The 23,855-nt window shown below is 39.6% G+C and carries 27 protein-coding genes, 2 tRNA genes and 1 pseudogene; 15 read left to right on the top strand and 15 right to left on the bottom strand.

Translation table 11 applies throughout. The features are described from left to right. Positions 1 to 84: 84 nt before the first annotated feature. The 6 genes from KFZ56_RS14695 to KFZ56_RS14675 all read left to right on the top strand — a co-directional run bounded on the left by KFZ56_RS14695 (position 85) and on the right by KFZ56_RS14675 (position 3,915). Positions 85 to 501, top strand: a complete 417-nt coding sequence (locus KFZ56_RS14695; protein ID WP_222642689.1) for an acyl-CoA thioesterase — start codon at positions 85 to 87, stop codon at positions 499 to 501. 181 nt (positions 502 to 682) lie between these two features. Next, on the top strand, positions 683 to 1,540 hold the full coding sequence (locus KFZ56_RS14690) for an NAD(P)H-dependent flavin oxidoreductase (RefSeq protein WP_309228307.1): 858 nt from the start codon (positions 683 to 685) through the stop codon (positions 1,538 to 1,540). Between the two features lie 124 nt (positions 1,541 to 1,664). Further along, positions 1,665 to 2,063 (top strand): MBL fold metallo-hydrolase, encoded by a 399-nt coding sequence (locus tag KFZ56_RS19620; RefSeq protein WP_255585156.1) that lies wholly within the window; start codon positions 1,665 to 1,667, stop codon positions 2,061 to 2,063. Between the two features lie 17 nt (positions 2,064 to 2,080). Continuing rightward, positions 2,081 to 2,602 carry an MBL fold metallo-hydrolase gene (locus tag KFZ56_RS19615; RefSeq protein WP_309228306.1) on the top strand — a complete coding sequence of 174 codons (522 nt, stop codon included), beginning with the start codon at positions 2,081 to 2,083 and terminating at the stop codon, positions 2,600 to 2,602. A gap of 351 nt (positions 2,603 to 2,953) precedes the next feature. After that, positions 2,954 to 3,346 (top strand): STM3941 family protein, encoded by a 393-nt coding sequence (locus KFZ56_RS14680; protein WP_222642687.1) that lies wholly within the window; start codon positions 2,954 to 2,956, stop codon positions 3,344 to 3,346. An 8-nt stretch (positions 3,347 to 3,354) separates the two neighbouring features. Next, a complete protein-coding gene (locus KFZ56_RS14675; RefSeq protein WP_222642686.1) occupies positions 3,355 to 3,915 on the top strand; it encodes a hypothetical protein in 561 nt (186 codons plus the stop codon). A 101-nt stretch (positions 3,916 to 4,016) separates the two neighbouring features. Here KFZ56_RS14675 and KFZ56_RS14670 read toward each other — a convergent pair. Both KFZ56_RS14670 and KFZ56_RS14665 read right to left on the bottom strand, forming a co-directional pair. Next, positions 4,017 to 4,106: transfer RNA gene (locus KFZ56_RS14670), tRNA-Ser, on the bottom strand. A gap of 9 nt (positions 4,107 to 4,115) precedes the next feature. Continuing rightward, positions 4,116 to 4,191: transfer RNA gene (locus KFZ56_RS14665), tRNA-Thr, on the bottom strand. Between the two features lie 282 nt (positions 4,192 to 4,473). On the opposite strand from KFZ56_RS14665, the gene KFZ56_RS14660 reads away from it, so the two are divergent. Continuing rightward, positions 4,474 to 4,794, top strand: a complete 321-nt coding sequence (locus tag KFZ56_RS14660) for a hypothetical protein (protein WP_222642685.1) — start codon at positions 4,474 to 4,476, stop codon at positions 4,792 to 4,794. Positions 4,795 to 4,949: 155 nt separating this feature from the next. Then, complete coding sequence (locus KFZ56_RS14655; protein WP_222642684.1) at positions 4,950 to 6,038, top strand: glycerol dehydrogenase; 1,089 nt, start codon at positions 4,950 to 4,952, stop codon at positions 6,036 to 6,038. A 72-nt stretch (positions 6,039 to 6,110) separates the two neighbouring features. On the opposite strand, the gene KFZ56_RS14650 is transcribed toward KFZ56_RS14655, so the two are convergent. Continuing rightward, positions 6,111 to 6,566 (bottom strand): SRPBCC family protein, encoded by a 456-nt coding sequence (locus KFZ56_RS14650; RefSeq protein WP_222642683.1) that lies wholly within the window; start codon positions 6,564 to 6,566, stop codon positions 6,111 to 6,113. Between the two features lie 175 nt (positions 6,567 to 6,741). Between KFZ56_RS14650 and KFZ56_RS14645 the strand changes: the two genes are divergently transcribed. From KFZ56_RS14645 to KFZ56_RS14635, 3 genes are all read left to right on the top strand, one after another. After that, positions 6,742 to 7,179 carry a hypothetical protein gene (locus KFZ56_RS14645; RefSeq protein WP_222642682.1) on the top strand — a complete coding sequence of 146 codons (438 nt, stop codon included), beginning with the start codon at positions 6,742 to 6,744 and terminating at the stop codon, positions 7,177 to 7,179. Positions 7,180 to 7,255: 76 nt separating this feature from the next. After that, positions 7,256 to 7,558, top strand: coding sequence for an iron-sulfur cluster assembly accessory protein (locus tag KFZ56_RS14640; protein WP_222642681.1), 303 nt, complete (start codon positions 7,256 to 7,258; stop codon positions 7,556 to 7,558). A gap of 81 nt (positions 7,559 to 7,639) precedes the next feature. After that, entirely contained in the window at positions 7,640 to 8,470 is an 831-nt protein-coding gene (locus KFZ56_RS14635) for an aldo/keto reductase (RefSeq protein WP_222642680.1), read from the top strand. A 53-nt stretch (positions 8,471 to 8,523) separates the two neighbouring features. On the opposite strand, the gene KFZ56_RS14630 is transcribed toward KFZ56_RS14635, so the two are convergent. Continuing rightward, entirely contained in the window at positions 8,524 to 9,384 is an 861-nt protein-coding gene (locus tag KFZ56_RS14630; protein ID WP_222642678.1) for a YitT family protein, read from the bottom strand. A gap of 326 nt (positions 9,385 to 9,710) precedes the next feature. On the opposite strand from KFZ56_RS14630, the gene KFZ56_RS14625 reads away from it, so the two are divergent. Then, positions 9,711 to 9,977, top strand: a complete 267-nt coding sequence (locus KFZ56_RS14625; RefSeq protein ID WP_222642677.1) for a hypothetical protein — start codon at positions 9,711 to 9,713, stop codon at positions 9,975 to 9,977. Between the two features lie 71 nt (positions 9,978 to 10,048). Here the strand turns inward: KFZ56_RS14625 and KFZ56_RS14620 are convergent, their stop codons facing one another. Continuing rightward, positions 10,049 to 10,369: a hypothetical protein gene (locus KFZ56_RS14620; RefSeq protein WP_222642676.1), complete on the bottom strand. Its 321-nt coding sequence runs from the start codon at positions 10,367 to 10,369 to the stop codon at positions 10,049 to 10,051. A 239-nt stretch (positions 10,370 to 10,608) separates the two neighbouring features. On the opposite strand from KFZ56_RS14620, the gene KFZ56_RS14615 reads away from it, so the two are divergent. Beyond that, complete coding sequence (locus KFZ56_RS14615) at positions 10,609 to 11,073, top strand: hypothetical protein (RefSeq protein ID WP_222642675.1); 465 nt, start codon at positions 10,609 to 10,611, stop codon at positions 11,071 to 11,073. Positions 11,074 to 11,320: 247 nt separating this feature from the next. Here the strand turns inward: KFZ56_RS14615 and KFZ56_RS14610 are convergent, their stop codons facing one another. Next, positions 11,321 to 12,409 carry an FMN-binding protein gene (locus KFZ56_RS14610; RefSeq protein WP_222642674.1) on the bottom strand — a complete coding sequence of 363 codons (1,089 nt, stop codon included), beginning with the start codon at positions 12,407 to 12,409 and terminating at the stop codon, positions 11,321 to 11,323. Between the two features lie 209 nt (positions 12,410 to 12,618). Here KFZ56_RS14610 and KFZ56_RS14605 point away from each other — a divergent pair, with 209 nt between their 5' ends. Continuing rightward, positions 12,619 to 13,560, top strand: a complete 942-nt coding sequence (locus KFZ56_RS14605; protein WP_222642673.1) for an FAD:protein FMN transferase — start codon at positions 12,619 to 12,621, stop codon at positions 13,558 to 13,560. Positions 13,561 to 13,744: 184 nt separating this feature from the next. After that, positions 13,745 to 15,247, top strand: a pseudogene (locus KFZ56_RS14600) (oxidoreductase); the annotation flags it as partial. A gap of 52 nt (positions 15,248 to 15,299) precedes the next feature. Here the strand turns inward: KFZ56_RS14600 and KFZ56_RS14595 are convergent. From KFZ56_RS14595 to KFZ56_RS14560, 9 genes are all read right to left on the bottom strand, one after another. Beyond that, positions 15,300 to 16,988, bottom strand: coding sequence for a DUF6044 family protein (locus tag KFZ56_RS14595; protein ID WP_222642670.1), 1,689 nt, complete (start codon positions 16,986 to 16,988; stop codon positions 15,300 to 15,302). After that, positions 16,951 to 17,904: a dTDP-4-amino-4,6-dideoxygalactose transaminase gene (gene rffA / locus KFZ56_RS14590; RefSeq protein WP_255585155.1), complete on the bottom strand. Its 954-nt coding sequence runs from the start codon at positions 17,902 to 17,904 to the stop codon at positions 16,951 to 16,953. The genes KFZ56_RS14595 and rffA overlap by 38 nt, the downstream gene beginning before the upstream one ends. Next, positions 17,901 to 18,083 (bottom strand): hypothetical protein, encoded by a 183-nt coding sequence (locus KFZ56_RS19610; protein WP_255585154.1) that lies wholly within the window; start codon positions 18,081 to 18,083, stop codon positions 17,901 to 17,903. The genes rffA and KFZ56_RS19610 overlap by 4 nt, the downstream gene beginning before the upstream one ends. 4 nt (positions 18,084 to 18,087) lie before the next feature. Then, positions 18,088 to 18,444: an EamA family transporter gene (locus KFZ56_RS14585; RefSeq protein ID WP_222642668.1), complete on the bottom strand. Its 357-nt coding sequence runs from the start codon at positions 18,442 to 18,444 to the stop codon at positions 18,088 to 18,090. A 3-nt stretch (positions 18,445 to 18,447) separates the two neighbouring features. Next, on the bottom strand, positions 18,448 to 19,137 hold the full coding sequence (locus KFZ56_RS14580; RefSeq protein ID WP_222642667.1) for a GNAT family N-acetyltransferase: 690 nt from the start codon (positions 19,135 to 19,137) through the stop codon (positions 18,448 to 18,450). A gap of 4 nt (positions 19,138 to 19,141) precedes the next feature. Beyond that, complete coding sequence (locus KFZ56_RS14575; protein ID WP_255585153.1) at positions 19,142 to 20,107, bottom strand: glycosyltransferase family 2 protein; 966 nt, start codon at positions 20,105 to 20,107, stop codon at positions 19,142 to 19,144. Next, a complete protein-coding gene (gene rfbB, locus KFZ56_RS14570; RefSeq protein WP_222642665.1) occupies positions 20,083 to 21,111 on the bottom strand; it encodes a dTDP-glucose 4,6-dehydratase in 1,029 nt (342 codons plus the stop codon). Before rfbB ends, KFZ56_RS14575 begins: the two co-directional genes overlap by 25 nt. Further along, the gene (gene rfbA / locus KFZ56_RS14565) at positions 21,104 to 22,036 is read right to left on the bottom strand and encodes a glucose-1-phosphate thymidylyltransferase RfbA (protein WP_222642664.1); all 933 of its coding nucleotides are present in this window, start codon (positions 22,034 to 22,036) and stop codon (positions 21,104 to 21,106) included. The genes rfbB and rfbA overlap by 8 nt, the downstream gene beginning before the upstream one ends. 550 nt (positions 22,037 to 22,586) lie before the next feature. Next, complete coding sequence (locus tag KFZ56_RS14560; RefSeq protein ID WP_222642663.1) at positions 22,587 to 23,735, bottom strand: acyl-CoA dehydrogenase family protein; 1,149 nt, start codon at positions 23,733 to 23,735, stop codon at positions 22,587 to 22,589. Between the last annotated feature and the right edge of the window lie 120 nt (positions 23,736 to 23,855).

Genomic DNA, 23,855 nt, shown 5'->3' with positions numbered 1-23,855 from the left:
AAAAGCTTTCTGAAGGGTTTAACAAATGTGCAGCTGTGATTTTGACAGGGATCATGCAGTTGATTAGGTGAGGAGGAGCCAAATATGGACATAAAAGTACGGTTTGGAGAGACAGATATGTTAGGCCATATCAATAACACAAGCTATTTCAAATATATGGAGGAAACACGGATTGAATTTTTACAAACATGGGGTGCAGATTTTCGAAGTGGCCAATTTACATTTATTCTAGCTTCTGCGAAATGTGATTTTATCAGGCAAGGGTATTTCGGACAGACCCTGGAGGTTGATACGAAGGTGGTAAAAATAGGGAGGACGAGCGTCACATTGAGCACGGAAATGGTTGAGAAGGAATCGGGAGATATGATCGCTAAAGGGGAAGCAACGGTTGTTTATTTTGATGTGCGCAAACAGAAACCGACAGTAATACCCGAACGGATGAAATCAAATATTGAAGCAGATTCCCAAGGAGGAGAGAGGGATGAATGCACGTTTTCTTAAAGAGATCAGCTTTTTTTCCATGCCAATAACGAAAGGAACTAGATAACATGCAAAAATCAGCACTTCAACGAATAAAGGAATCTCTTCAACTACCTATCATGATGGCACCCATGTTTTAGTCTCTAATCCCAATATGGTAATTAATGCTTGCGCGTCCGGTATTATTGGATCCTTTCCAGCTTTGAATGCACGTACAAATGCTATTTTAGAAGGATGGATGGAACAAATTACCACACAATTAGCGGACATCAAACAAGAAAATCCGGAGAAAAAAATAGCTCCATGGGCCATTAATTTTATCAGCCATCGGACGAATAAAAGATTTGACGCGGATCTGAAACTAATCGAAAAATATCAGCCGCCTATAGTCATTACATCGCTGGGTGATCCGAGCCCTGTTGTGAAAATGGTACATGAATATGACGGGATTGTTTTCTCCGATGTTATTAATACGACATTTGCTAAGAAGGCAATTGAAAAGGGAACAGATGGCTTAATCCTGGTTGCCAGCGGTGCAGGTGGGCATGCTGGGGTGTTAAATCCGATTGCATTTTTGCATGAAGTAAGGGAATTCTGGGATGGACCACTTGTTTTGGCTGGTGGTATGTCAAAAGGTGAAGATATTTTGGCAGCTGAAATTTTAGGGGCAGATTTGGTTTACATGGGCTCACGGTTTATTCCATCGACAGAGAGCTCAGCGGAAGATGCCTATAAGGAGATGATTACCGACTCAACGATGGATGATATTATTTATACGGATGCCTTTAGTGGAGTGAACGCTAATTACCTTATTCCAAGTATCGAAAAGGCAGGGTTGGATCCTCATAAGCTTGAAGAGAAAGCGGGCATAGATTTTTCGAAATTAGCCAAGCCAAATGCCAAGGCTTGGAAAGATATATGGGGGGCTGGTCAAGGGATCGGAACGATTCACAAGGTGCAATCCGTAGCTGAAATTGTAGAGGGGCTTGCATATTCCTATAACGATGTGAAAAGTCAATTGGCAGGTAGTGAAAAGGAAGATATAATAAAAAGGGAATAATAGATTTTAGGGGAAGAAAAATGCAGCTGTTTTCCTAAAATACCCTATTATTGATTGTGTTTTTTCGTCTTTCAGATAAAGAAGAAAGATACTAGGTTATAAAGAAAGTGAGGATGTGATTGATTTGTTGGAACAATACGGATTAAAGCTCATAAAACTTGATCTCCCATTTCGCCTTAACCATGTGAACTGTTTTCTTGCGGAAGGAGAATATGGTTGGAAAGTGATTGATGCAGGACTACATAATAAAGATACGATAAACAGATGGACAGAGGAGCTTACGGGAAAAAAGGTGACTGATATTTTAGTGACGCATTACCACCCGGATCATTTTGGTTATGTAGGTGCACTGCAGGAATTAACGGGTGCACGTGTATCCATGACCAAGGTGGATGCGGAGACCGCGATGGTACAATGGCAGGAGAATTCTATTAATCAGCTCCAGGATCACTATGCATTAGCCGGAATTCCGAATAAGATTGCCACACAAATGATCAATAATACAAGTGATTTCATCCCCTAGTCACACCATATCCAAACGTGGAACACTATTTTGAGGAAGGGGAAAGGATCCCGATTGGCAAATATGAATATGAGGTGATTTTCACGCCAGGTCATGCTGATGGCATGGTTAATTTTTATAATGAAGAAACAAATACGCTGCTCTCAACGGATCATATTTTGCCGAAGATTACGCCGAATATTTCGTATTGGTTTCATGGCGAGCCAAATCCACTCAAGAATTATTTAGATTCATTGGAAAAGATAAGGAAGAGGGATGCCGATTTTGTAATTCCTTCGCACGGGGAGCCATTTTACGGGGCGAATGAGCGGATTGATGAGATAAAATCCCACCATAACGAACGACTTGTGCAAGCGCTCGATGCTATTAGTGGTGGAGATACGGTTTACGAAGCTTGTCAGAAGCTCTTCAAAAAGGAACTCACCATTCATGAGACCCGGTTTGCTATTGGGGAGACGTTAGCGCATCTGGAATATTTTAGGTATGAAGGGGAGTGTGAAAGAGAAGTACAGGACGGGGTATATTGGTATTCTATTTGACACTACTTTTGGAACGGAAATGGGGCAGATAGAACTTGCTATTATGAGATAGAGAGTCAATAGGTTTCATGATTGGCTCAGACCTAGGGGTGAATGTTAACCTGCATGAGGGGAAGTTTGTCATTAGTTTATTCAATCCCCCAAAAGGGTAATAAACGATTGTGTACATACCATACAATGGAACCATCTTATGGAATAGGAGTTCCACAAATCATAACCAGAGTATGTCTGAAAGAAGTCTCCCTCTTCAACCATGTGAAGGGTGAAGCTCAGGCGAAAAGCTGGCAAGTGGTGGGATTAGTTCACAGAAAATTCTCCTGTCTGTATTTCTAATTGTAAGGAGTTTTTCATTTGATCGAAAATAAAATGGAGTTTTATCATTCAAAAGGGAAGCTTTTTCCCGGAATCATTTTTTCATTATTATTTGTCGCTTTTGGCGCTCTAATGGTGCGTCTCGCATATATAGCAGAATCTATACTATTTATCGCTTTGGCATTGTTTATTATGGTATTATTTAGTTTCTTTGCCGTTGCGAATATATTGAAAATGGTCCGAGGTTATCCTTATATCACGATAACGGATGAATATCTTCAATTAGATTCGTTTACGAAAAGTGAAGCAACCATTTATTTGGCGGATATTGCATACATAAAGGTATCTGAAGTTTCATTTCAAAGCCTCATCGAAATTGTTTTATATAACGAGGGGGTTATTTTAATCATTTGTCCTTTCATAATAAAGTGAGATTATGCATGAATCGCGTAACTGGTTTTTCTCTATTTACCATGAACACAAAAGCCGTTCGAAAGCAAGACCGCTCTGCATTAGTAGAGGCGTTAGATCGCATTATGCAACAAAAACAAAACAACGGACCTTCCATCATGGAAACGGCGCAAAAACAAAATGAAGAAACGGACTTTATGGAAAAATATGACCCAAAACCGCGGGTCGATCGATCTATCAATCGTTCATACTTTTTGAAATCTTACGGGTATGGCTTTTTCATATTTGCGCTCTCGTTTGTATTCTTTTATTTACTTATTAGTAAAAATGGCAATTATTTATTTTACATTATCGTAAGCTTCCTTCTATATCCTTTTGCGAAAGTGTTAATGGATTGGTTGTTCGGATTTAAGTTAAGACATCGAATAGATAAGCAAAAAGGGTTTACATATCCTCTTGAACAATTCCTATTTATGTTCGACTTTATTTTATTCCATGTTAGTTTATTTGTTGCTCCTATTGGCATTGTATTCTTATTGATACGTTTTATTGTTATTCGGATAAAAAATAGATTCGATGTTGAAAATTAATGATCCATGGCTCTTTTACGCATTCCTATATTCGTCGTTTTAATAGATAAAAAAAAGAAGGGAATTTTCCCTTCTTTGGACGAAGCCGAAACATATGTAAAAGGAGAAGGTGGGATTCGAACCCACGCGACGGTTGTCCGCCCTAATGCATTTCGAGTGCATCCCCTTCAACCGGACTTGGGTACTTCTCCATTATAACATGGTGCTGGTGAGAGGACTTGAACCTCCAACCTCATCATTACGAGTGATGCGCACTACCAATTGTGCTACACCAGCGAAATATTATAAAAATGGGGACTTGCAAAAGCGTTCGTTGCTTTCCTACAAACCTTGTAATGCCATCTTATTAGGATGAAAACCTTAAAACTTTCTCAGCAACCAATAAAAATAATACTACTTTTTTCATGTTTCATCAAGCGAAAAATGCCGTAAATATAATGGATATTTTTGCAGGGACCGGTGAGTCGCTTTTTGGATAATGGGATCATCGGTATATTTTTACAAAAACAGGGGAACTTAGCTAAAGAAAGATGAAACCGATCAAAAGTGGTGATTGATGTGAAAAAACTTTTTTTAGTAATTGGTCTCGCGTTTATGATTTCCTTTCCAATTGACTTGCCAGAAGCAGGGGCTGAGGTAATGGAGCAGGATACAGAAGCGGATAACGAGCAACACAACTGGCAAGAATACAGCACGGATTACAATACGATTCAGACCGGTTCGCATGAATATACATATTGGAAAAATTTTATTCGGGAGACTCGTACCTGTAAGATTTACCAAAGAATAAAAACAGTTGTGTATTATTGTGATATCCATGACCATACGAAGTCTGAGACGGAAGTAGAAGAAACAATCCATAGCGGGAGACATTCCTAAGGGAGAGGATATCGCTATTTATTTACGGATGTTTTATATCTTTAAAAAAGGGTATAGATAAAATGGAAACTTAGAAGAAAGCTGTGCGTAGACGAGCGTGAGTTTGTGAAGTCTATCACATATATGAGTGTTTACAATGAAAAGGAGTGGATGACATGTCAGAGATTATTTTCACCTCACCAAGCAAGTATATTCAAGGTAAAGGTGCTTTAAGGAATATTGGCGAATATGTTAAGGATATTGGGAAGAAGCCGCTGATTCTTTCGGATGAAATCGTCTGGGGAATTACTGGAGAGATCATTGAAAAAAGCATGAAATCAGCAAATATGGATTATCATTATGTTGAATTTAATGGCGAGGCTTCGCTTACTGAAATGGATCGGGTAACAAAAGAAGGAAAAGAGAATTCGGTTGATGTCGTAGTTGGTGTCGGTGGAGGTAAAACACTTGATACTGCAAAAGGTATCGCTGACGGACTTGAGGTTCCTGTTGTTATTGTTCCAAGCACTGCTTCTACAGATGCTCCAACCAGTGCTCTATCTGTGATTTATAGTGAAGCGGGCGTGTTTGAGTCCTATAAGTTTTATGATAAAAATCCGGATTTGGTATTAGTTGATACAAAAGTTATAGCTGGAGCTCCGGCAGCATTATTCGCTGCAGGTATTGCCGACGCGATGGCTACATGGGTAGAAGCCAGAGCTACGATTAAAAGCAATGGAGATGCCATGGCAGGTGGTAAAACAAGCATTGCAGCCGAAGCAATTGCCAAGGCTTGCGAGAAAACCATCTTTGATTATGGCGAAGCAGCATATCAAGCAGTACAGGAAGGGCTTGTTACAAAGCATGTAGAAGCAGTCGTTGAAGCAAATACGTTACTGTCCGGTTTAGGATTTGAAAGTGGAGGCTTGGCTGGTGCGCATGCGATTCATAATGGATTGACTGTGCTGGAAGGCGATATTCATCATCTTTCTCATGGTGAGAAAGTAGCTTATGGTACACTTGTCCATCTAATGTTGGAACTGCATCCGAAAGATGAGCTTCTTAAATATGTTGATTTTTATAAGAAATTGGGCATGCCAACAACGTTAAAGGAAATGCATTTAGATGAATTTTCTTACGATGAATTGCTTAAAGTTGGTAAGGCTGCTACGCAGGAAGGTGAGACAATGGGAAATCTCTCACCGGACATCACAGCTGATGATGTCGCTACAGCTATTCTTGCTGTTGATCAGTTGAGTAAATAATAACAGTATCACCTGATAAAAACACGGATTTCTAAAAAACGCAGAGATCCGTGTTTTCTGATATTCCATGCTTTATGTAGCTACCGTTTTCATCGCGTACATCCGTCTTCCAATTGCCTCTGTTAATTGTTTTCCTTTTTTCGGCACTAATGTTTTTAAAACAGGATTAATCATTGGGCTCATCATGCCTTTGGCAGTGATATCAAGATAGCCAGTCATTTTAGTTCGCCTTCCTTTTACAGTGCTTGCTTCGAAATAGCCATCGCCTGTGACATTTTCATTTACCCCGGTTAAATGAAAGGTGACCCTTGTAGGTGCCTGCCACTCGATAATGTCTATTTTTAGACTGACGACTTTTTCCATGACTCCGATATTTCCTTTGAAAGTCCAGGTGGATTGTTTATGGCTTATCATTTTGTGATCCACGTAACCAGGTACTAGGGGAGCCCATTTATCCATATCACTTACAAAAGACCAGACATTTTCAATGGGAATGTCCAGCTCTATTTGATGCATTCCGCTTGGCATTGGATCGCCTCCTTTTGTTAATTATCAACTGTTTAGCCTATGGTTGGATCTTCTTTTTTAGAACCGATTTGTTTAGAAAATGGGGAAAAGCAGCTTTGAAATAATTGAATAATAGTGGGGCGCGGTCTATGATATAATATTTCTACATAGCAGTGCATGAAACGAGGGAAGTATGATGAAAAAGGTAGCTATATTCATTGTCATTTTTAGTTCACTTTTAAGCGGATGCTTGAACCAGGCGTCTGCGAAAGTTGTTGAGGATATTTACAATGCAGCGTTGAAGGGCGATGAGGATTATGTCCGTGCCGTTTTTGCAGAAAATGATGCAGATGTTGATGAACATTTAAGCGAAATAATGGAACAGTTGGCAACTGAGGTTGAGGATATGCAGGGCACCAAAAATATGGGCATTAGAGAATTACGTAACAGGCAACTACAGGATGATTTGATTGAACATTTGGATGAGAAATACGATGAGAACTGGTATCTGATTGCAGCGAGACTTGATGATGAAACAGTAGCATTGTGGACGATGCAATCAGATGGTTATTATTTTGTAGCGGATTATGAAGAACTTTCCAATGATACATATCATAAAGAAATTCTGGACTAACGGACTGGATTTTTTATTTTTAACGATAAACATGAGATAATAAAAAAAAGACTTACGAAAGATGGGAGATATAGCTATGCAATGTAAAATTAACCGCAATGCTGCGAAAGAATTGAAAAAGATGTTGGACATGGAAGAAGCCGAAGGGAAGATGATTCGTGTTTACGTTACGGAAAATCATGGGGATCATGCCCATTTTGATCTAAAGCTTGATACTCCAACCGAAGATGATGAAATTGTAAAAACAGATAAGGGTATTGATATCCTGCTTGATACAAAAGAAGATTTCTTAGACGGTGTTTGGATTAAGTATTTTTATGTGGACAACCGAGGGTTTGAAATTACGAATACGTCAAAAGGTGGACACCATCACCACTAAACGAAGAAACTGGAGCCTGTGTTGGCTGTTTTTCCAATGATACAATGCTATATAAATGGACCTATAAATAGGAGGCTAATTATGATCGATCATTTACAAGACACGATCACACTGAATAATGGCGTGAAGATGCCTGGTTTTGGATTGGGCGTTTATAAGGTTGAGAATGGGGACGCTGTAGAAAATGCCGTAGGCGCAGCGATTAGACATGGGTATAGAAGTATTGATACGGCAGCCTTTTATGATAATGAAACAGGAGTAGGAAAAGCCATTAACGAATGCGGTGTGCCAAGAGAGGATTTATTTATCACGTCGAAAGTGTGGAATGATGATCAAGGGTATGAGCAGACGTTACAGGCATTTGAAGCGAGCTTGAAGAAACTGGATTTAGAATACCTGGACTTGTATTTAATTCATTGGCCGGTGAAAGGCCTTTACAAGGAAACCTGGAAGGCAATGGAAAAATTGTATAAAGATGGGAAAGTCCGTGCTATTGGTGTAAGTAATTTTCATGTGCATCACTTGCAAGATTTGCTTTCGGATTGTGAGGTGAAACCGGTTATTAACCAAGTGGAGTATCATCCACATTTAACTCAGATGGAGCTGCATGAATTTTGCAGGAAAGAAAACATACAGCTGGAGGCATGGTCTCCACTTAAAAAAGGAAGAATATTCGATGTGCCAACAATCGTAGAAATCGCAGAGAAGTATGCTAAGTCGCCGGCACAAGTCATTTTACGATGGGACCTGCAAAATCACGTGGTTACCATTCCGAAATCTGTCACAGAACATCGTATTATCGAGAATGCGGATGTCTTTGACTTTTCATTAACGGAGGAAGAAATGGAAAAAATCAATCGTTTAAATAAAAATGAACGAACTGGTTCGAATCCGGATAGTTTTGATGAATAAAAATAGAAGGAAGAAAAGCCCGCTGTATGTTGCAGACGGGCTTCATGATGCGATTATAATTTTTGACCATAATATTTATCCAAGGAGAACCCTCTTCCCTGTATTTCTGATGCATCGATATAAATGATAAAAGAGGAGGGTTCTTCTTTTTGGAGAATTTTTTTCAGTTGTACTGCCTCCTGTTGTTCTGTGACACACAGTATCATGGTTTTATCCTCGTTGGAGTAGCCCCCAACAGAACGCACTTTTGTCAATCCCCGATCGATCTTATCACGGATGAGCGCTTGAATTTTTTCTTCATCCTCTGTAATGATCAGAATAAGTTTGGACGCCGATGTTCGTAATTGTACGATATCTATTGTTTTACTTGTAATATAAATACACATGAGCGCAAATAATGTCAATTCCAAATTGAATACAATAATAGAAGATATAACAACAACACCGTCTACGATTAACTGCGAATAACCACTTGATAGGCCAGTGAATTTCTTCACGATTTGGGCTATTGCTGCTGTGCCTCCTGTTGATCCGTTTCCTTTGTAGACAATTCCAAGTCCGGCACCAAGAATAATTCCGCCATAAATGGCTCCAAGTACAGGGTTATCAACGGTATATGGGAAGTTAGCGGATAGCCATATGATAAATGGAACCCAGAACGTCCCGACCAATGTCTTCCAGCTAAAATTTTTCCCCATTGCGATCCAGCCAATAATAAAAATGGGGAGGTTGATGAGAAATTGTGAGTAAGCAGGGCTTAATTCATATAATTCAAATAAAATAGTGCTAACTCCTGAAATCCCACCTGCAGCAAGCTTGGATGGCAGTAAAAATAGATTATAGGCCAATCCTACAAGCGTAGCTCCAATAATAACTTGGAAATATTCGATGATAACACGGTTCTGTTTATTCATATCCAACGATTCCTTTCACTTAAAGCCATTATTTTTACATTAACTGTTCTATTTTAACACCATCGAATAGTGTCTGTCACTGTTCGGTGGTGTTAAAATTTATGATGTCTTTATTAAAATTCAATTTCGCTTATTTTATAAGGGATAAAATTATAATAGACGGATGAAAAACAGCGCTTTTGCATCATGGAAGGATGTAAAATGTGAATTTGGGGGTAGGATGGTCGTTTTTAGGTAATTGTGCCTAGTTTGATCGTATGCTATTATTTGATTCATAGAAGCATATATCTTCCTGATTTCACATAGGAAAATGTGAGGTGAATAAAGTGGAATTTATAACAAAAGGGAAGCTTTACAAGAAGTTGAAAGGAAAAAGACATATTGAGTTAATGGATCTTCTGCAAATAGTCGAGGAAGAATTTAAGGTGCACTTATATGTAAAGGGTGATAACCAGGAAGTGATAGAAATCTCCTCTGATCACGACAATATTCAACCGATTCATTCGACAAGAAAAAAGCTGCGTGCCTACTCCAATGAAGAAGGTTTATACTTTTTACGGGAAAATGTTGAAAAGCGTGAATCCGATATTTAGGATTTCATGATCAATTCAATAAAAAGCCTCATCCGCTAATGGATGAGACTTCGATGAAATAAATAATTGCATTATGCGATGGTTGTATCATTGGTAACTGCTTGATTATCAGGAGTAGATGCATTAACCATAAGGAATATTGCAGAAAGTATGTGCATAATTATTCCTACCCCAGGGATCCAGCCTACACAAGAAGTTACGATACCTAAAATACTGCCTACGCTTGGACCGCCATCCTTTTTAGTCATTACTAAAGTTATAATATGCATGATCAACATAACTACCAGGGGAGTCCACCAAAGTCCTACTATAATAGAAGCTCCCAAAATGGGGATACCTAGTAGTGCTTCAAAACCACCAGTGACCCACTTTAAAATTCTTGATACTGACATTTATTCACATCCTTGTTAATGATTTAAAAATATAGCTACATAATACTACATTTTGGTATTAAAGTCTATCAATTTTGAACAAATTTTGACAGTTAAATGGAAAATAAATGAAAAAACCACGTAGCTTTAAGCTACGTTTCTATCGTTTCACAGAGCACAGCGCTGCTTCCGAAGATGCAACAGTTTCGTTAATAATAAATCCCCAACTCTCGAATAAAATAGGGAAGGGGGACTCTATCATGAAGAATGGTCGGGGAAAGGGTTTATTATTTGTGTTTTTGCTGATGATTATCATAGCTATTATCGTCACGGTTTATATTCTTCGTATTACTTCCCCGGAGCGTCAAGCAGAAAAGGCAGTTGAGACGTTTTATACATATGAACAAGAAGGGGCGTTTTCCGATGCATGGGAGATGTTTCATCCATTGATGCAAGAAAAATTTAATAAAGTTCATTATTTGGAAGATCGTCCACATGTGTTTATGAATCATTTTGATGTTGCGACATTTACATATTCGATAACAGATGCACAAAAAGTGAATGATTGGAAAATGGAAGCAACTGCAGAACCGATTGATGTTGTTTATCATGTGCAAGTATCGCAGCATTTTAACAGTAAGTATGGGAATTTCACGATTGTGCAAGACGTCTATGTAACCATGGTTGAGGAAGAGTGGCGGGTGTTGTGGGATTATGGAGAATAAGTAAAGATACCCAGATCATAGATAGAATTTGAGCGTACGAGCCGAGCACTATGAAGCTGTTAAGGGTTATCGTTTGTACAGCCTTGCCATGGTGTTAGCTAATGAATGACTGCTGGAGCAGCGAGCGAAGTGAAATAGAAGTTGCCTTTTTATGAGGACTAGAAACATATGAACAGTTAATTCAGATCATAAAGGAGCGGACAATCAGCTGTCCACTCCAATCGTTGACATCCAATTATACCATTTTTTATTCGTCCCAATTTTCCCTTGCAAATGGGTTAGGTTCGTTTGGATCACTTAATTCTCCGCGTCGGTTTGGTTCATCCATTGTATCAATGAACGGTGTTCCGTTTTGAACATATTCCATAAACCCTACATTCTGTCCTTTTTTATTAAATAAAGGAACGTAAGTTACAAAAATTTTGCGGTCCCCGCTTGAACGGGTAAACCAATGTGTTTCGCTTTTACGCGTACCATCCGCTAATTCTCCGGCTAGCTTTCCAACAAAGTCACGCAGGTGTGGTGGATGACAATCAATAAAATGGCTTCCTAAGCTAGCTTTGGCCCGGTGGAACTCTTGGTGATTATCATTAAAATATTGGAATCTTAAATCTGGACCTACAAACGTGATTTCTAGTGGAATAGCATTCAATATAGCTTCCACTTGTTCAAGTGTTAAACTACCTCCCCTAAACTGAATGCGTGGTTCTACATCTTCTAGTTTAGGTTCAGCATTTGGATCGATTTCACCACGAGCAACATCTAATGCATAATCGAGTGCTTCTTGAGCTCCACGAGAGGTAAAAGTTGCTCCAGAAACAGCATCAATTTGAGAAGATTGTGTACGCAATACATCAGCAATAATATGGTTCATGGCTTCTCCACCGACGTCAGCTGTTTCTTTACCGCTATAATCTATTTTTTCTATTTTCTTTTCACTTACGGTAACATTTAACTCCATTTCACCTTTATATCCATCCCCTATACCACTATAGGTTCCAGGAGTAAAGTTGTGTTCCATTGTTTCCGTTTCTTCACTGTATTCTCCATCAATGGGTGCTCGTTTTCCTTGAGCGACTTCTAAGGCTTCATGAACTGCACGAATAGTCCCTTCAGAGGCATACGTTGCTCCAGAAACGGTATCGACTTCTAATGTTTTCTCATTTTTAATGGCCTCAACCATTTTTTGAACAGCAACGCCACCTTTATTCGGTGTTTCGTTTTCTTGATAGTCAATTTCCAAAATTTCATTTTCGTCTACGCTTACTTCAACAGTAATATAATCATGATATCCTGTAGATCTACCTTTATAAGTCCCAGGGTTATATTGACTCATGTGTATCCTCCTAAAAGATATACGTATTCCCAGTAGAAATATTCACAGTCTCATTATAATACGGAAGGTTTAACAAAGCAGTGAGCTGTATCACGGCTTGTTTATTTTTATGTTAAAATAAATGTTTCAAGTTATAATGGTTAAAGGAAGTGCACTTTTCTTTTTCTATCTAGTGATGTTACGAATAAACATATATGGGAGTTTTGTTATTGAAACATAAGACAATGGAACGAATGGGAACGCAAATTGTGCTAAATATTGAACACGTGGAATCCGAAATATTACTTGAACAAGCGGATCGTATCCTTGAGGATTATGAAAAGCGATTCAGTGCCAATCATCCAAACAGTGACTTAATGACGATCAATGATCAATCGGGAATAGATTCCGTACATGTTGATTCGGATTTATTTGAACTAATTCAAATGGGAAAACAATATAGCTTATCGTTCAATGGAAGTTTAAATATTGCAATTGGACCATTAGTTAAGCTGTGGAAAATTGGCTTTGATGGTGCCCAGATTCCTCGACAAGTGGATATTGATGAAAGATTGGAATTAATTAACCCCAATAATATTGAACTGAATCCAGAATCTCAATCCGTCTATTTAAATAAGAAAGGAATGGAGATCGACCTTGGCGCTTTAGCTAAAGGCTATTTTGCAGATCGTCTGAAGCAATTTTTTATGAAAAAAGGTGTTAAGAATGGATTGATTGATTTAGGTGGAAATGTCCTAACGATCGGTGAAAGTCCAAAACATGCGGATGGATTTTGGCGTGTTGGTATTCAGCAACCTTCTATAAATCGTGGAGCATTAGTTGGAGCTGTTTTAGTAAAAAATAAATCTGTGGTAACATCTGGAATATATGAAAGATTTTTTGAAATGAATGGGAAGAAATACCATCATATATTTGATTCAGCAACTGGATATCCGATTGAAAATAATTTGGCAAGTGTAACCATTGTCTCCAATGAGTCTATTCATGGAGAGCTTTTTACAACTGTTTTATTTAAAATGTCACCTCAAGAAGCGATACAGTATATAGAATCACTGCCTCATATGGATGCAATTATCATAACCAAAGAAAAAGATATTTTACTAACAAAAGATATCAAACCTTATGTCGCATTATTTAATACGTCGTCCTGATTTTAAGTTATCTCATTCATCTGGAAGGATGATGGAAGGGACGGTTGATACTTCTAGTATTTATGAAAAATTTGTTAACTATTTCACATAACCATGACACGTTTAAATAAATATGATACGCTTTCGTTATCAGTAGAAATATTCACATCTGTTTTTTTATTATTCTACTGAAAGGAACGTTCATATGTCGAAGGACTTATTTGAAGAATTTCAATTACATTCTGGTGCAACGTTAAAAAATCATATATGTATGGCACCTATGACGACACAAGCTGCTTATTTCGATGGGACAGTGACGGAAGAAATAATAGATTACTATGCTTATCGTGCGGGTGAAGCCGCAGCGATTATTGTAGAAAGTGCCTTTGTCGATGACAAAGGTCGTGGTTTCCCTGGCGCATTAGGAGTGAATAAGGATTCACAGATTCGAGGTTTAAGCCAATTAGCTCAAGTTATTCAGGACAAAGGTTCAAAAGCTATTTTACAAATTTACCATGCTGGCCGTATGGCAAATCCAGAATATAACGGTGGATCTTACCCAATTTCCGCAAGTCCAATAGCTGCTCCTCGTATAGGAGCTGTTCCGCCTCGTCAAATGATGCCGGCTGATATTGATCAAATGATTCAGAAATTTAAAGATGCTACCCGTCGTGCCATTAAAGCAGGTTTTGACGGAGTAGAGATTCATGGAGCAAATACGTACTTAGTCCAACAATTTTTCTCCACTCACTCGAATCGCCGTGAAGATCGATGGGGGCGAGGCATGGAAGAACGAGTTCGATTCCCTGAAGAAGTTTTGAAGGCTGTTCAAGCTGAAGTTAACGAGCAAGATGCAAGAGAATTTATCATCGGTTACCGTTTCTCTCCTGAAGAAATTGAAGAGCCAGGTATTCGCTTTGGGGATACGATGTTTTTATTAAATCATTTAGCACAATTACAACCAGATTATTTCCATTTCTCCATGAATAATTGGAAACGTACGTCCATTGTTGATGCAGGAGATCCAGAACCATTGATTGATAAATATTTGGCGCAGCGTTCTGAACAACTTGCCCAAATCCCGGTTATGGGGGTAGGAAATATAAATCAATATCATGATGCGAAAGAGGCTTTCGAAGCCGGTTATGATTTAATTTCAATTGGTAAAAAATTTCTCATTGAGCCAAACTGGGTTGCTAAAGTAAAAAACAATGAAGAAATTAGAGAATTCGCCGATATTAGTGAGCAGGATGTGCTTCATATTCCATCTCCTTTATGGGATGTAATGGAATCTTTAGTAGTGGATGTACAAGCAGAAAAAGAAAAATATGAACGTCTAAAAAAATTACAAAATATAGAAATCTCCTTTAATCCAGGCACTTATCAAGTATTTGCTGAAGGACATAATGATCAGTTTGAGATGAATGTAACCTTTTCTGAGAAAGAAGTTTTGTCTATAGATATTGATAATAGCGGGGAATCTCCGGGTGTTTCAGATCCTGCATTTCATCGACTTCCTCAAGAAATCATAGATGGGCAAACACTAATGATTGATGTTATTTCTGGAGCTACAATGACTTCGAAAGGAATTATAAATGGTGTAGCAGACGCAGCAGATAAAGCTGGAGGGAATGCAGAAGCTTTGCGTGTTCGTCCAAGGAAATCTATTGATTGGGAAAATCAGGAGATGAATAACAGCAAAAGTGTTCATGAAATCCCAGATTAACAAAGGCATCAAGGCACTGTTTGGCTGTTCAAGGTTACACCCTGTACAGCCAAATTTGCCACGGGGATTTACTGTTTTCAAAAACTTCCTCTTGTTCGAGCCCTAGTTCCTCATAGTTTTCGATTGGGACGGCTGAGAGAATGTAGTCGCCGCCTAATTCTTGTAGTGCTTCTGTATTAATATCAAGTTGTTCAATCGGATCATTGTGATCTTTCGTATATAGATAATTTTCGCCGTGTTCTGCGATATACATGTACAGGCGACCGCCCCATGTATCAAAATAGTTTTTCAGTGATGGACTTTTATCGAGTTCGCCCTCGATGACTTCCCGAAAATCATGCTTATATGTTAGTGGAATACTGTTATTATACGTATCCAACGTATAAAACCCATTGTATTGTGCGATCGTTGGATGCATACCGATGCTAACAACACGGTAATCGGACTGGTCCTCGCCAATATAAGCCTCAATTTCGTCGAATAAATCCTCAGAGTAGAACTCTGCAAATGTTGGTGTATCAAACGAGCTATATTTGTTCTCCTCATTTAATTCAAAAACGAGACAGCATTGCAAAATAACCAATACGACAGCAAGTACTTTCCCGAATTTCAGATGTTTCCATAACAATGCGAGTGCCAATGCAAAACATATATACCAGACAGCTGGATCGAAAAAATGGATCCGGGCAAAATTAAATGTATTGGCGATCATGACATTGTCCTTCACTATACGCCAGCCTTCCCAATACCAGAAGGCATACCATACAGAAAGACAAAAGTTAAACAGGAATAGGGTTATTAGCTTTTTCGGTTTCACATTACTGTAAGCAGCAACGAGCAAAGCAGTAAATATGACTGGAATAATAATCAATACCTGATGGGCTTCATCATGCGTATGCCCGTATAGGAAATTTTCCCAAGCAAGCTCCACACTGCGTTCAAATGTATTATGCCCCAGATTTAGTTCATCCCGGTGTGACGCAAATCCACCGTCAAAAAACATAGAAGTGATGACCAAATACTCTTTCACCAAGTAAATCCCCGTCATCGAGGCAACGGCTGTAAAAAACGGCCAATTTGATTTTTTGAAACGGAACCAGTCAATCAGCCAGAATAGCCCCATAAGCGCAAGGAAGAACACGAAAGTCAAAATAAAATTCGAGAAAAATGGAATCACAAATAAAAGGACCCAGTTGTATTTCGGTGTTTTCCAGCCAAATTTTCGAATTGTCAGGAACAGATGCAATGCCAGCGGAAGGCCAGCAATGGATAAAGCACCAGATGGCCAATACGGAAGCATCGCAAAAGCTAGCGAGGCACCGACGGTAATCCATGGTGATTTCACTTCATGAAACACATGCCTTGTCAGCAACAAATACATGCCGAAAAGTGCGGCAAATCGCATGATTGTTTGACTAATGGTATATGCTGTCATTGGCTCAAAAAGCACGTATAGCCACACGACAGCATCAAAGGCTGAAGGCAATGCGCTTCTTGGGAGCCCATCAATAACTTGAGGCAAGGTGACATCCGATAGCGTAAAAATTTGTCCACTTTCTGCGAGTAATTTGTACCAAACAATGTTTGAATCCAAGTTGTCATGTACGCGGATGTGCATATCCTCACCGAGTATGTAATACGGAAGAAGGTAGGCGATGAGGATGATGCATGCTATCCAGATAAATTTATTTTTGATAAAAATCTGTAATAATCTTGATTCCATGTGCCACATCCTCTTTTTCTATACCATAATAAAGTGGTAAGCGTAAAAGTCGTTCGCTTTCGATTGTTGTGTATTTATCCTTGCCAATGAATTTGCCGTATATTTGACCGGCATAGGCGGAATGCAATGGCACATAATGCGTTACTGCTGTAACGTTATTTTCCTTTAGGTAATCGATAAGGTCCGAACGCTCTTGCTTATCGCGTGTTTTTATATAAAACATATGCGCATTATGCCTACAATTTTCAGGAACATGCGGGAGGGCGATTTTCCCAGCATGCATGAGTGGAAGCAACCCTTCATAATACCCGGCCCAAGTATGTAGTCGTTCTGCATTAATCTGATCCGCATATTCGAGTTGAACGGATAAGTAGGCAGCGTTCAGTTCGCTTAATAAATAGGAAGAGCCGACATCGCGCCAGGTATATTTATCGACCATACCTTGCATAAATAAGGAGCGATCCGTCCCTTTTTCTTGTAGAATTTCCGCTCGTTCTGTAAGCGTAGGATCATTTACTATCAGTGCGCCGCCTTCACCGCCGGATGTATAATTTTTTGTTTCATGAAAACTGAATGTGCCCAGATGCCCGATTGCACCGAGTGGTTTTTCGTTATAGCTGCTCATCATACCTTGTGCAGCATCTTCAACGATCCATAAACCGTGCTTGTTTGCAATGTCTGAAATCTGTTCCATGTCACAGCTCACGCCGGCATAATGAACAACGACGATGACCTTTGTTCGATCCGTAACTGCTGCTTCTATTCGCTCCGGGTCTACATTCATCGTGTCTGGATCAACATCGACAAACCGAATCTGCGCTTTCCTTAATGCATAGGCATTTGCGGTCGAAACAAAAGTATAAGCGGGCATGATCACTTCATCCCCCTCACCAACTTCCGTTAATAGTGCGGTCATTTCAAGCGCAGCTGTACAGGAGGGGTAAGGATGGCTTTCTCACATCCAAGGTGGTCCTCCAGCCAGGAGACGCATTTTTTTCCAAATGGGCCATTGCCTGCGAGCTTATTTTGCTCCATGGCTTCTTGTATGGCCGTTGCTTCTTTTCCAGTATTACATGGTTTATTAAATGGAATCACATGATCACCTCATTACGATAATGCCAAGTATAATTAGAGAAAATCCAACTACTTTTTGTGTACTGATCGGTTCACCAAATAAGGCGACGGAAAGAATAAAAACAAGCACAAAGGATAAGCTCATAAATGGATAGGCATAGCTGATATCGAATTTCGTCATCGCTGCCATCCAGCTTAATGCCGCTAAAAATGCCGCAAGAAAGCCTGATAGAATCCATGGGTTAAATAGAATTTGAAACAAGAAACCAAATTTATCTATCCATGCTTCAGGCAGGCTTCCAAATTGATTTATTTTCCATTTTAAAATCAATTGACCGTACACCGTGAAAAAGATTGTTGAGAAAATATAAGCATATCCCATACGTCAGCCTCCAACCGGAAGCGAACCATTTAATTTATGATACACGTCAACACTGTCTTTCAATCGGAACCCAAGTGAAATAAATACATTCAATGAAGCCAGATTCGCTGGTGAAATAGATGTTTTTAATGTGTCATAACCGGTTAGCTTGAATTGTTCCTCTACGCAGTGACTTGCGAATGCTTTGGCAAATCCCTTGCCGCGAAAATCTTTATGTATGCCGAGCAAGAGTATTTTATCCCCTTCGTATGCAAAAAATCCCGCAGTTCTATCTTGAAGGTTAAGTGCAAGTATCAGATCTTTTTCTATGAGGTCCTTCACCCAGTTCATATACCGTCTATCTGCCATAAAGTCCGGAATGTTAAAATCACGGTGAAAGCGTCCGTTACCGAATGCTTCTCTTGCGATTTCCAGGATTGTTTCTTGATTGTAATCCCGGGAAAAATAGATGCCTTCCTGCTCAACAGTTTGCAGGTTTTCTTGTCTGCACACAGGTTCAATTAATGTGTCCACATAATAAAATCCATATTTAATGAGCTTCTCCTTATTTTCAAGTGGAGCCACCTTTACCGTGAAATGTCCTTCAACTTCGCTGGTTTGCTTCAGCGCCTCGATCGTCGTTGAGGTTAGCTGATAGGTGTCCACATGAAAATTTCGTCTATCCCATGGGGTTGGTTCCAAAAAATCTGTCATATTATCAGCTCCATTCCTCGTAGTCATCAATATAATCATCTGTTGTTTCCCTAATCAAATAAAGCGGTCGGCCTTTTGTTTCGTTGAAAATCTTCCCAATGTATAGACCTAGTACACCTAAATTGAAGAACATCAAACCACTGATAAAGAAAATCGATACCATGACACTAGTCCACCCCTGTACCGTTTCATCAAGGAAAAAATACCTGCCGAATAAATATACGGCATAGATGAAAGAGGCCGATGCGATCAGAAAACCTAATTGAATCGATAGCCTCAATGGTTTATTCGATTGAGATATGATGGCATCTGTCGCAAGGGTAATTAGTTTTTTAATATTATATGAAGATTTTCCTTCCTTTCGTGCGTTGTGTTCTACAGTGACACTTGTCGTTTTATACCCCATCCACTTGATAAATAAAGGGAAAAAGCGGTTTTGCTCGCGCATACGTCTAAACCCCATGACCACTTTCTTAGCGTTTATACTGAAATTGGCTATGGAATGGTCGGTTGCCTGTCCGCTGAAATAATCGTATACACGGTAAAAGGCTTGCGATGATTTACGTTTGAACCAATTATCCTGGCGTAACGTTCGCTTGCCGAAAACAACGTCATACCCTTCTCGTGCTTTTTGATATAATGTCACGATTTCTTCAGGCTGGTCCTGGAGGTCGCAATCCATCACGACAATCCAGTCCCCGTTCGTATAATCAAGACCAGCAGTAATTGCATGATGCTGGCCAAAATTTCGGGCAAAATTAATTCCCTTAATGTTTTCATCCTGCTTGCTTAGTTGTTTGATTATTGTCCAAGCGTCATCCGGGCTGCTATCGTTCACTAAAATTATTTCGTAGTGGGCTGGAATATTTGTGACGGTTTCTGTTATGCGACTGCAAAGCTCCTTCAGGCAGGTTTCACAGCCGTAAACAGGGACGACAACGGATATTAATGGACGGGATGCGTTTTCCATTGATTCACATACCATTCTACCGTTTTCCGGAGTCCTGAATGGAAGTCTTCGGTTGGTTTCCAGCCCAATGCTTTTCGTAATTTGCGATCATCAACAGCATACCTTCTATCATGTCCTTTACGATCTGTAGTAAAGGTAATTAAATCTTTAAAGCTTTCGGTCGTTTTGTATTGTGGAACTAGCTCATCCAAACTCGAGCAAATTTCTCTTGCCATTTCAATGTTTGCTTTTTCATTACCCCCACCGACATTATAGGTTTCAAGTGGATTTCCATGATGATAGATCGTGTCCAGCGCACGGCAATGATCCGTAACATAGAGCCAGTCTCTTATGTTTTTCCCGTCTCCGTAAATAGGAATTGACTCCCCTGCTAGGGCCTTTCGGATGATAGTCGGGATAAGTTTTTCCTTGTGCTGTCTCGGTCCATAATTGTTTGAGCTTGAGGAAATCACAATATTCATGCCATACGTATGTCCAAAGCTTTTAACAAACATATTGGCACTTGCTTTGGAGGCACTGTATGGATTACGTGGGTCATATGGTGTACTTTCCGAAAATTTCCCTTTCTCGCCTAAGGATCCGTATACTTCATCTGTTGAAATGTGATGGAAGCGCCTTTCGGATAGCACGCCTTTATTTTCCCAGTCTTTTCTCGCTGCTTGCAGAAGGGTTAGTGTACCAAACACATTTGAGGCTACAAATGCTTTTGCATCCTGTATGGATCTGTCTACATGTGATTCAGCTGCAAAATGGATGACCCCAGTAATATCATAGTCTGCAAAAATGGTTTCTATAAGCACTTCATCTGTGATATCGCCTTGTATAAAATGATAATTTTCTAGAGTTTCCACTTCGGTTAAATTGTCTGTTGAACCAGCATAGGTTAGTTTATCAATATTAAGTAAACGTGCGTTCGGATATTTTTTTAAATAATAGTGAATAAAATTTGATCCGATAAACCCTGCACCGCCCGTGACGAGAAGGGTTGGTTGTCGCTTATTCATTTTCTACCAGTCCTAACATTGGATGATGATCGATGGAATCCCAATATTGCTGCGTGTGTTTTCTGTCGGCTATGTCCATGAGATATTGTCCATAATCGTTCTTTTCCATTGATTTTCCCTTTTTAAATAATGCTTCTTTACTTATATATCCTAAATAATAGGCGATTTCTTCCAAACATGCGAGCTTAAAGCCTTGACGCTGCTGGGTGATCTTCACAAATTCGGATGCTTCGAATAAGGCTTCATGTGTTCCGGCATCCATCCAGGCAAATCCTCTTCCCAGCAATTCAACATCCAATTGCCCTTTTTTCAAGTATGCTTTATTCAGGTCTGTGATTTCCAGCTCACCTCTGGTTGAGTATCTAAGTTTTTTCGCCATTCTAACCGCTTGGTGGTCATAGATATACAGTCCAGTTACGGCGAAATCCGATTTTGGATCCTCCGGTTTTTCTTCTAACGAAATGACTTTTTGACGATGGTCGAATTCCACAACACCAAACCTTTTTGGATCTTTAACACGATATCCGAAGACGGTTGCATGTTGATGATTTTTGATGGCATTTCTGAGTAGTGTGGTGAACCCTTGGCCGTAAAAAATGTTGTCAGCAAGGATTAATGTGACATTATCTCCACCAATAAAATCTTCGGAGATCGTCAAAGCTTCCGGAATTCCATTTGGATCGGTTTGCTCACGATAGTTGAGCGAAATACCCAGATCTGAGCCATCTCCTAATATTTTTTCAAATCGTGGGCGATCTTCCGGTGTGCTAATAATCATAATCTCACGTATACCGCCTAGTATTAGCACAGATAATGGATAATAAACCATCGGCTTATCATAAATAGGCAGCAAATGCTTATTCATCCCATCCGTACTCGGAGCCAATCTCGATCCACTACCACCAGCCAAAATAATACCCTTCATATAACCCACCTCTTAGGTCGGGATGGTGCCTGGCACCACCCGAAGTTTGTCGAACAGTCTTCATGTATTTTAATTATAGTACATACCTATATTTATATACCACTTTTATGAAGGATGTAATCTTACATTTCCATTTCAAGTTTGTGGCAGGAATGTAAAAAGGAGGGGAACGAACAGGACCTGGCACCACCCGAAATAGGTCAAACGGGGAAAGGGTTCATTTTGTGTTTTCATCCTAAGGGAAATTCATTTTCAACGAACAAACTTCAGCGGGAGATTGAATTTTGTTTTTTTACTTTTGAGAAGTGTGATGATTCTAATGGATCAAGTTAAAATGGTGCGTAAAGTGCAGGTAGATAACTTATATAAAAATGGGATTGATATGGAGATAGTTAAAAGTTTTGTGCAAGTGGATAAAAATAAGATGGCTTTTTTACTTTTATGGAGAAAAAAGTTGTTCATTAGAATAGCTACGATCGAACGATAAAGCCCCGAACTAAACAAGTTAGCCCGGGACTCAAGATTTCACATTTCCAATCACATAATTAACTTAGTCCCGCTCAGCGACGCTTTTGTCGGCCAGCTGCATCACTGTCATATCATCCATTGGCGGGTTATGCAATCCGGCCCGGACGTCGCGATAATAACGCTGCAATGGATTTTGCTTGGACAAACTTCGAGCACCAGCTACACGCATAGCGAGGTCAACGACTTCCACCGCTTTATTCACAACAGATAATTTTACTGCCCCTAGCTCCGGTTTCATTGTCTGACGAGTTTCTTCATCACCTTCATCCCATTTTTGGGCAGTACCATACAGAAAATGCTCACTTTCCATAAGGAGTAGTTCCATTTCACCAAGTTTTTGTTTTACATTCGGTAGTTCAGAAATGGTTCCCTTAATGCTGTTTGGCGAATAAGTAGCAGCGAAATGAACTGCAACGCTTTGTGCCGCACGAGCAATCCCGAGATAGCATGCTGGAATATGTAATAACCATCCAGCGGCGCCTTTACTTCCCGCGTATTCAACAAGGTCATCATCGTCCACATGGACATTTTCTAAAACGAGATCATGGCTTCCAGATCCCCGCATTGCGATTGAATCCCAAGTCTCATCAACAGAAACACCATTTCTTTCTCGTTTAATTAGGAAATTCCCGACATTCTCCGTTCCGTCAATCGAAGCACTGACAACAAAGTAATCAAGAATAGGAGCCATCGTTGTAAATGTTTTTCTTCCATTAATGACCCAACCGGAACCCTCTTTTTTCGCTACGGTTTCCGGTTTGCCTCCTCGTGTTGGACTTCCGGTTGCTGGTTCGGAGGCAGCGTTATTTAGCAATGCTCCCGTTTCAACCACGTTTCGCGCAAACGCGGCGTATTTTTCTTCGTCCCAACTACCATTCTCTCCTAAATGTTTATTAAGCCCCATATGCCAGCCAATCGAAAGTGCTGTGGATCCGTCTGCTTTAGCAATCGTTTCCTGATAAGTGAGCAACTCATAAAGCGAAATACCTAAACCACCATATTTTTGCGGAACTGTTAGGGCAGGATAATCGATTTCCTTTAGATCATTAAAATTATCAAATGGAAATGTAGCTTCCTCGTCGTGTTCTTTTGCTCGTTCGAAAAAGATATGCACCTTGTCTTCCAACGCCTTTTTTCGCTCTTCTATCGTTTTATAGTCTGTCAATTTCATAGGTAATTTCCTCCTTTTTTTCCGATAAAAATAGTTGGGATTATATCTTTCATTATTTCATGTAGCGAATCAATTTGCAATATGTTACCATATCTATGAAAGCGTATACAATAGTGCGAG

Source organism: Virgibacillus sp. NKC19-3 (assembly GCF_019837165.1).
GTDB lineage: Bacteria > Bacillota > Bacilli > Bacillales > Amphibacillaceae > Virgibacillus_L > Virgibacillus_L saliphilus.
The sequence above is the reverse complement of the archived record's forward strand: the minus strand, read 5'-3'. Positions and strand labels throughout refer to the sequence as shown.

Bases quoted from the DNA above. Each gene is read 5' to 3' on its own strand.
- KFZ56_RS14575 (WP_255585153.1), bottom strand. From the start codon at position 20,107: ATGGAAAACGCATCCCGTCCATTAATATCCGTTGTCGTCCCTGTTTAC.
- KFZ56_RS14655 (WP_222642684.1), top strand. From the start codon at position 4,950: ATGTCAGAGATTATTTTCACCTCACCAAGCAAGTATATTCAAGGTAAA.
- KFZ56_RS14580 (WP_222642667.1), bottom strand. From the start codon at position 19,137: ATGACAGATTTTTTGGAACCAACCCCATGGGATAGACGAAATTTTCAT.
- rfbA (WP_222642664.1), bottom strand. From the start codon at position 22,036: ATGAAGGGTATTATTTTGGCTGGTGGTAGTGGATCGAGATTGGCTCCG.
- KFZ56_RS14560 (WP_222642663.1), bottom strand. From the start codon at position 23,735: ATGAAATTGACAGACTATAAAACGATAGAAGAGCGAAAAAAGGCGTTG.
- KFZ56_RS14585 (WP_222642668.1), bottom strand. From the start codon at position 18,444: ATGGGATATGCTTATATTTTCTCAACAATCTTTTTCACGGTGTACGGT.
- KFZ56_RS14640 (WP_222642681.1), top strand. From the start codon at position 7,256: ATGCAATGTAAAATTAACCGCAATGCTGCGAAAGAATTGAAAAAGATG.
- rffA (WP_255585155.1), bottom strand. From the start codon at position 17,904: ATGACCGCACTATTAACGGAAGTTGGTGAGGGGGATGAAGTGATCATG.
- KFZ56_RS14615 (WP_222642675.1), top strand. From the start codon at position 10,609: ATGAAGAATGGTCGGGGAAAGGGTTTATTATTTGTGTTTTTGCTGATG.
- rfbB (WP_222642665.1), bottom strand. From the start codon at position 21,111: ATGAATAAGCGACAACCAACCCTTCTCGTCACGGGCGGTGCAGGGTTT.
- KFZ56_RS14620 (WP_222642676.1), bottom strand. From the start codon at position 10,369: ATGTCAGTATCAAGAATTTTAAAGTGGGTCACTGGTGGTTTTGAAGCA.
- KFZ56_RS14630 (WP_222642678.1), bottom strand. From the start codon at position 9,384: ATGAATAAACAGAACCGTGTTATCATCGAATATTTCCAAGTTATTATT.
- KFZ56_RS14645 (WP_222642682.1), top strand. From the start codon at position 6,742: ATGAAAAAGGTAGCTATATTCATTGTCATTTTTAGTTCACTTTTAAGC.
- KFZ56_RS14675 (WP_222642686.1), top strand. From the start codon at position 3,355: ATGAATCGCGTAACTGGTTTTTCTCTATTTACCATGAACACAAAAGCC.
- KFZ56_RS14635 (WP_222642680.1), top strand. From the start codon at position 7,640: ATGATCGATCATTTACAAGACACGATCACACTGAATAATGGCGTGAAG.
- KFZ56_RS14650 (WP_222642683.1), bottom strand. From the start codon at position 6,566: ATGCCAAGCGGAATGCATCAAATAGAGCTGGACATTCCCATTGAAAAT.
- KFZ56_RS14595 (WP_222642670.1), bottom strand. From the start codon at position 16,988: ATGGAATCAAGATTATTACAGATTTTTATCAAAAATAAATTTATCTGG.
- KFZ56_RS14610 (WP_222642674.1), bottom strand. From the start codon at position 12,409: ATGAGTCAATATAACCCTGGGACTTATAAAGGTAGATCTACAGGATAT.
- KFZ56_RS14695 (WP_222642689.1), top strand. From the start codon at position 85: ATGGACATAAAAGTACGGTTTGGAGAGACAGATATGTTAGGCCATATC.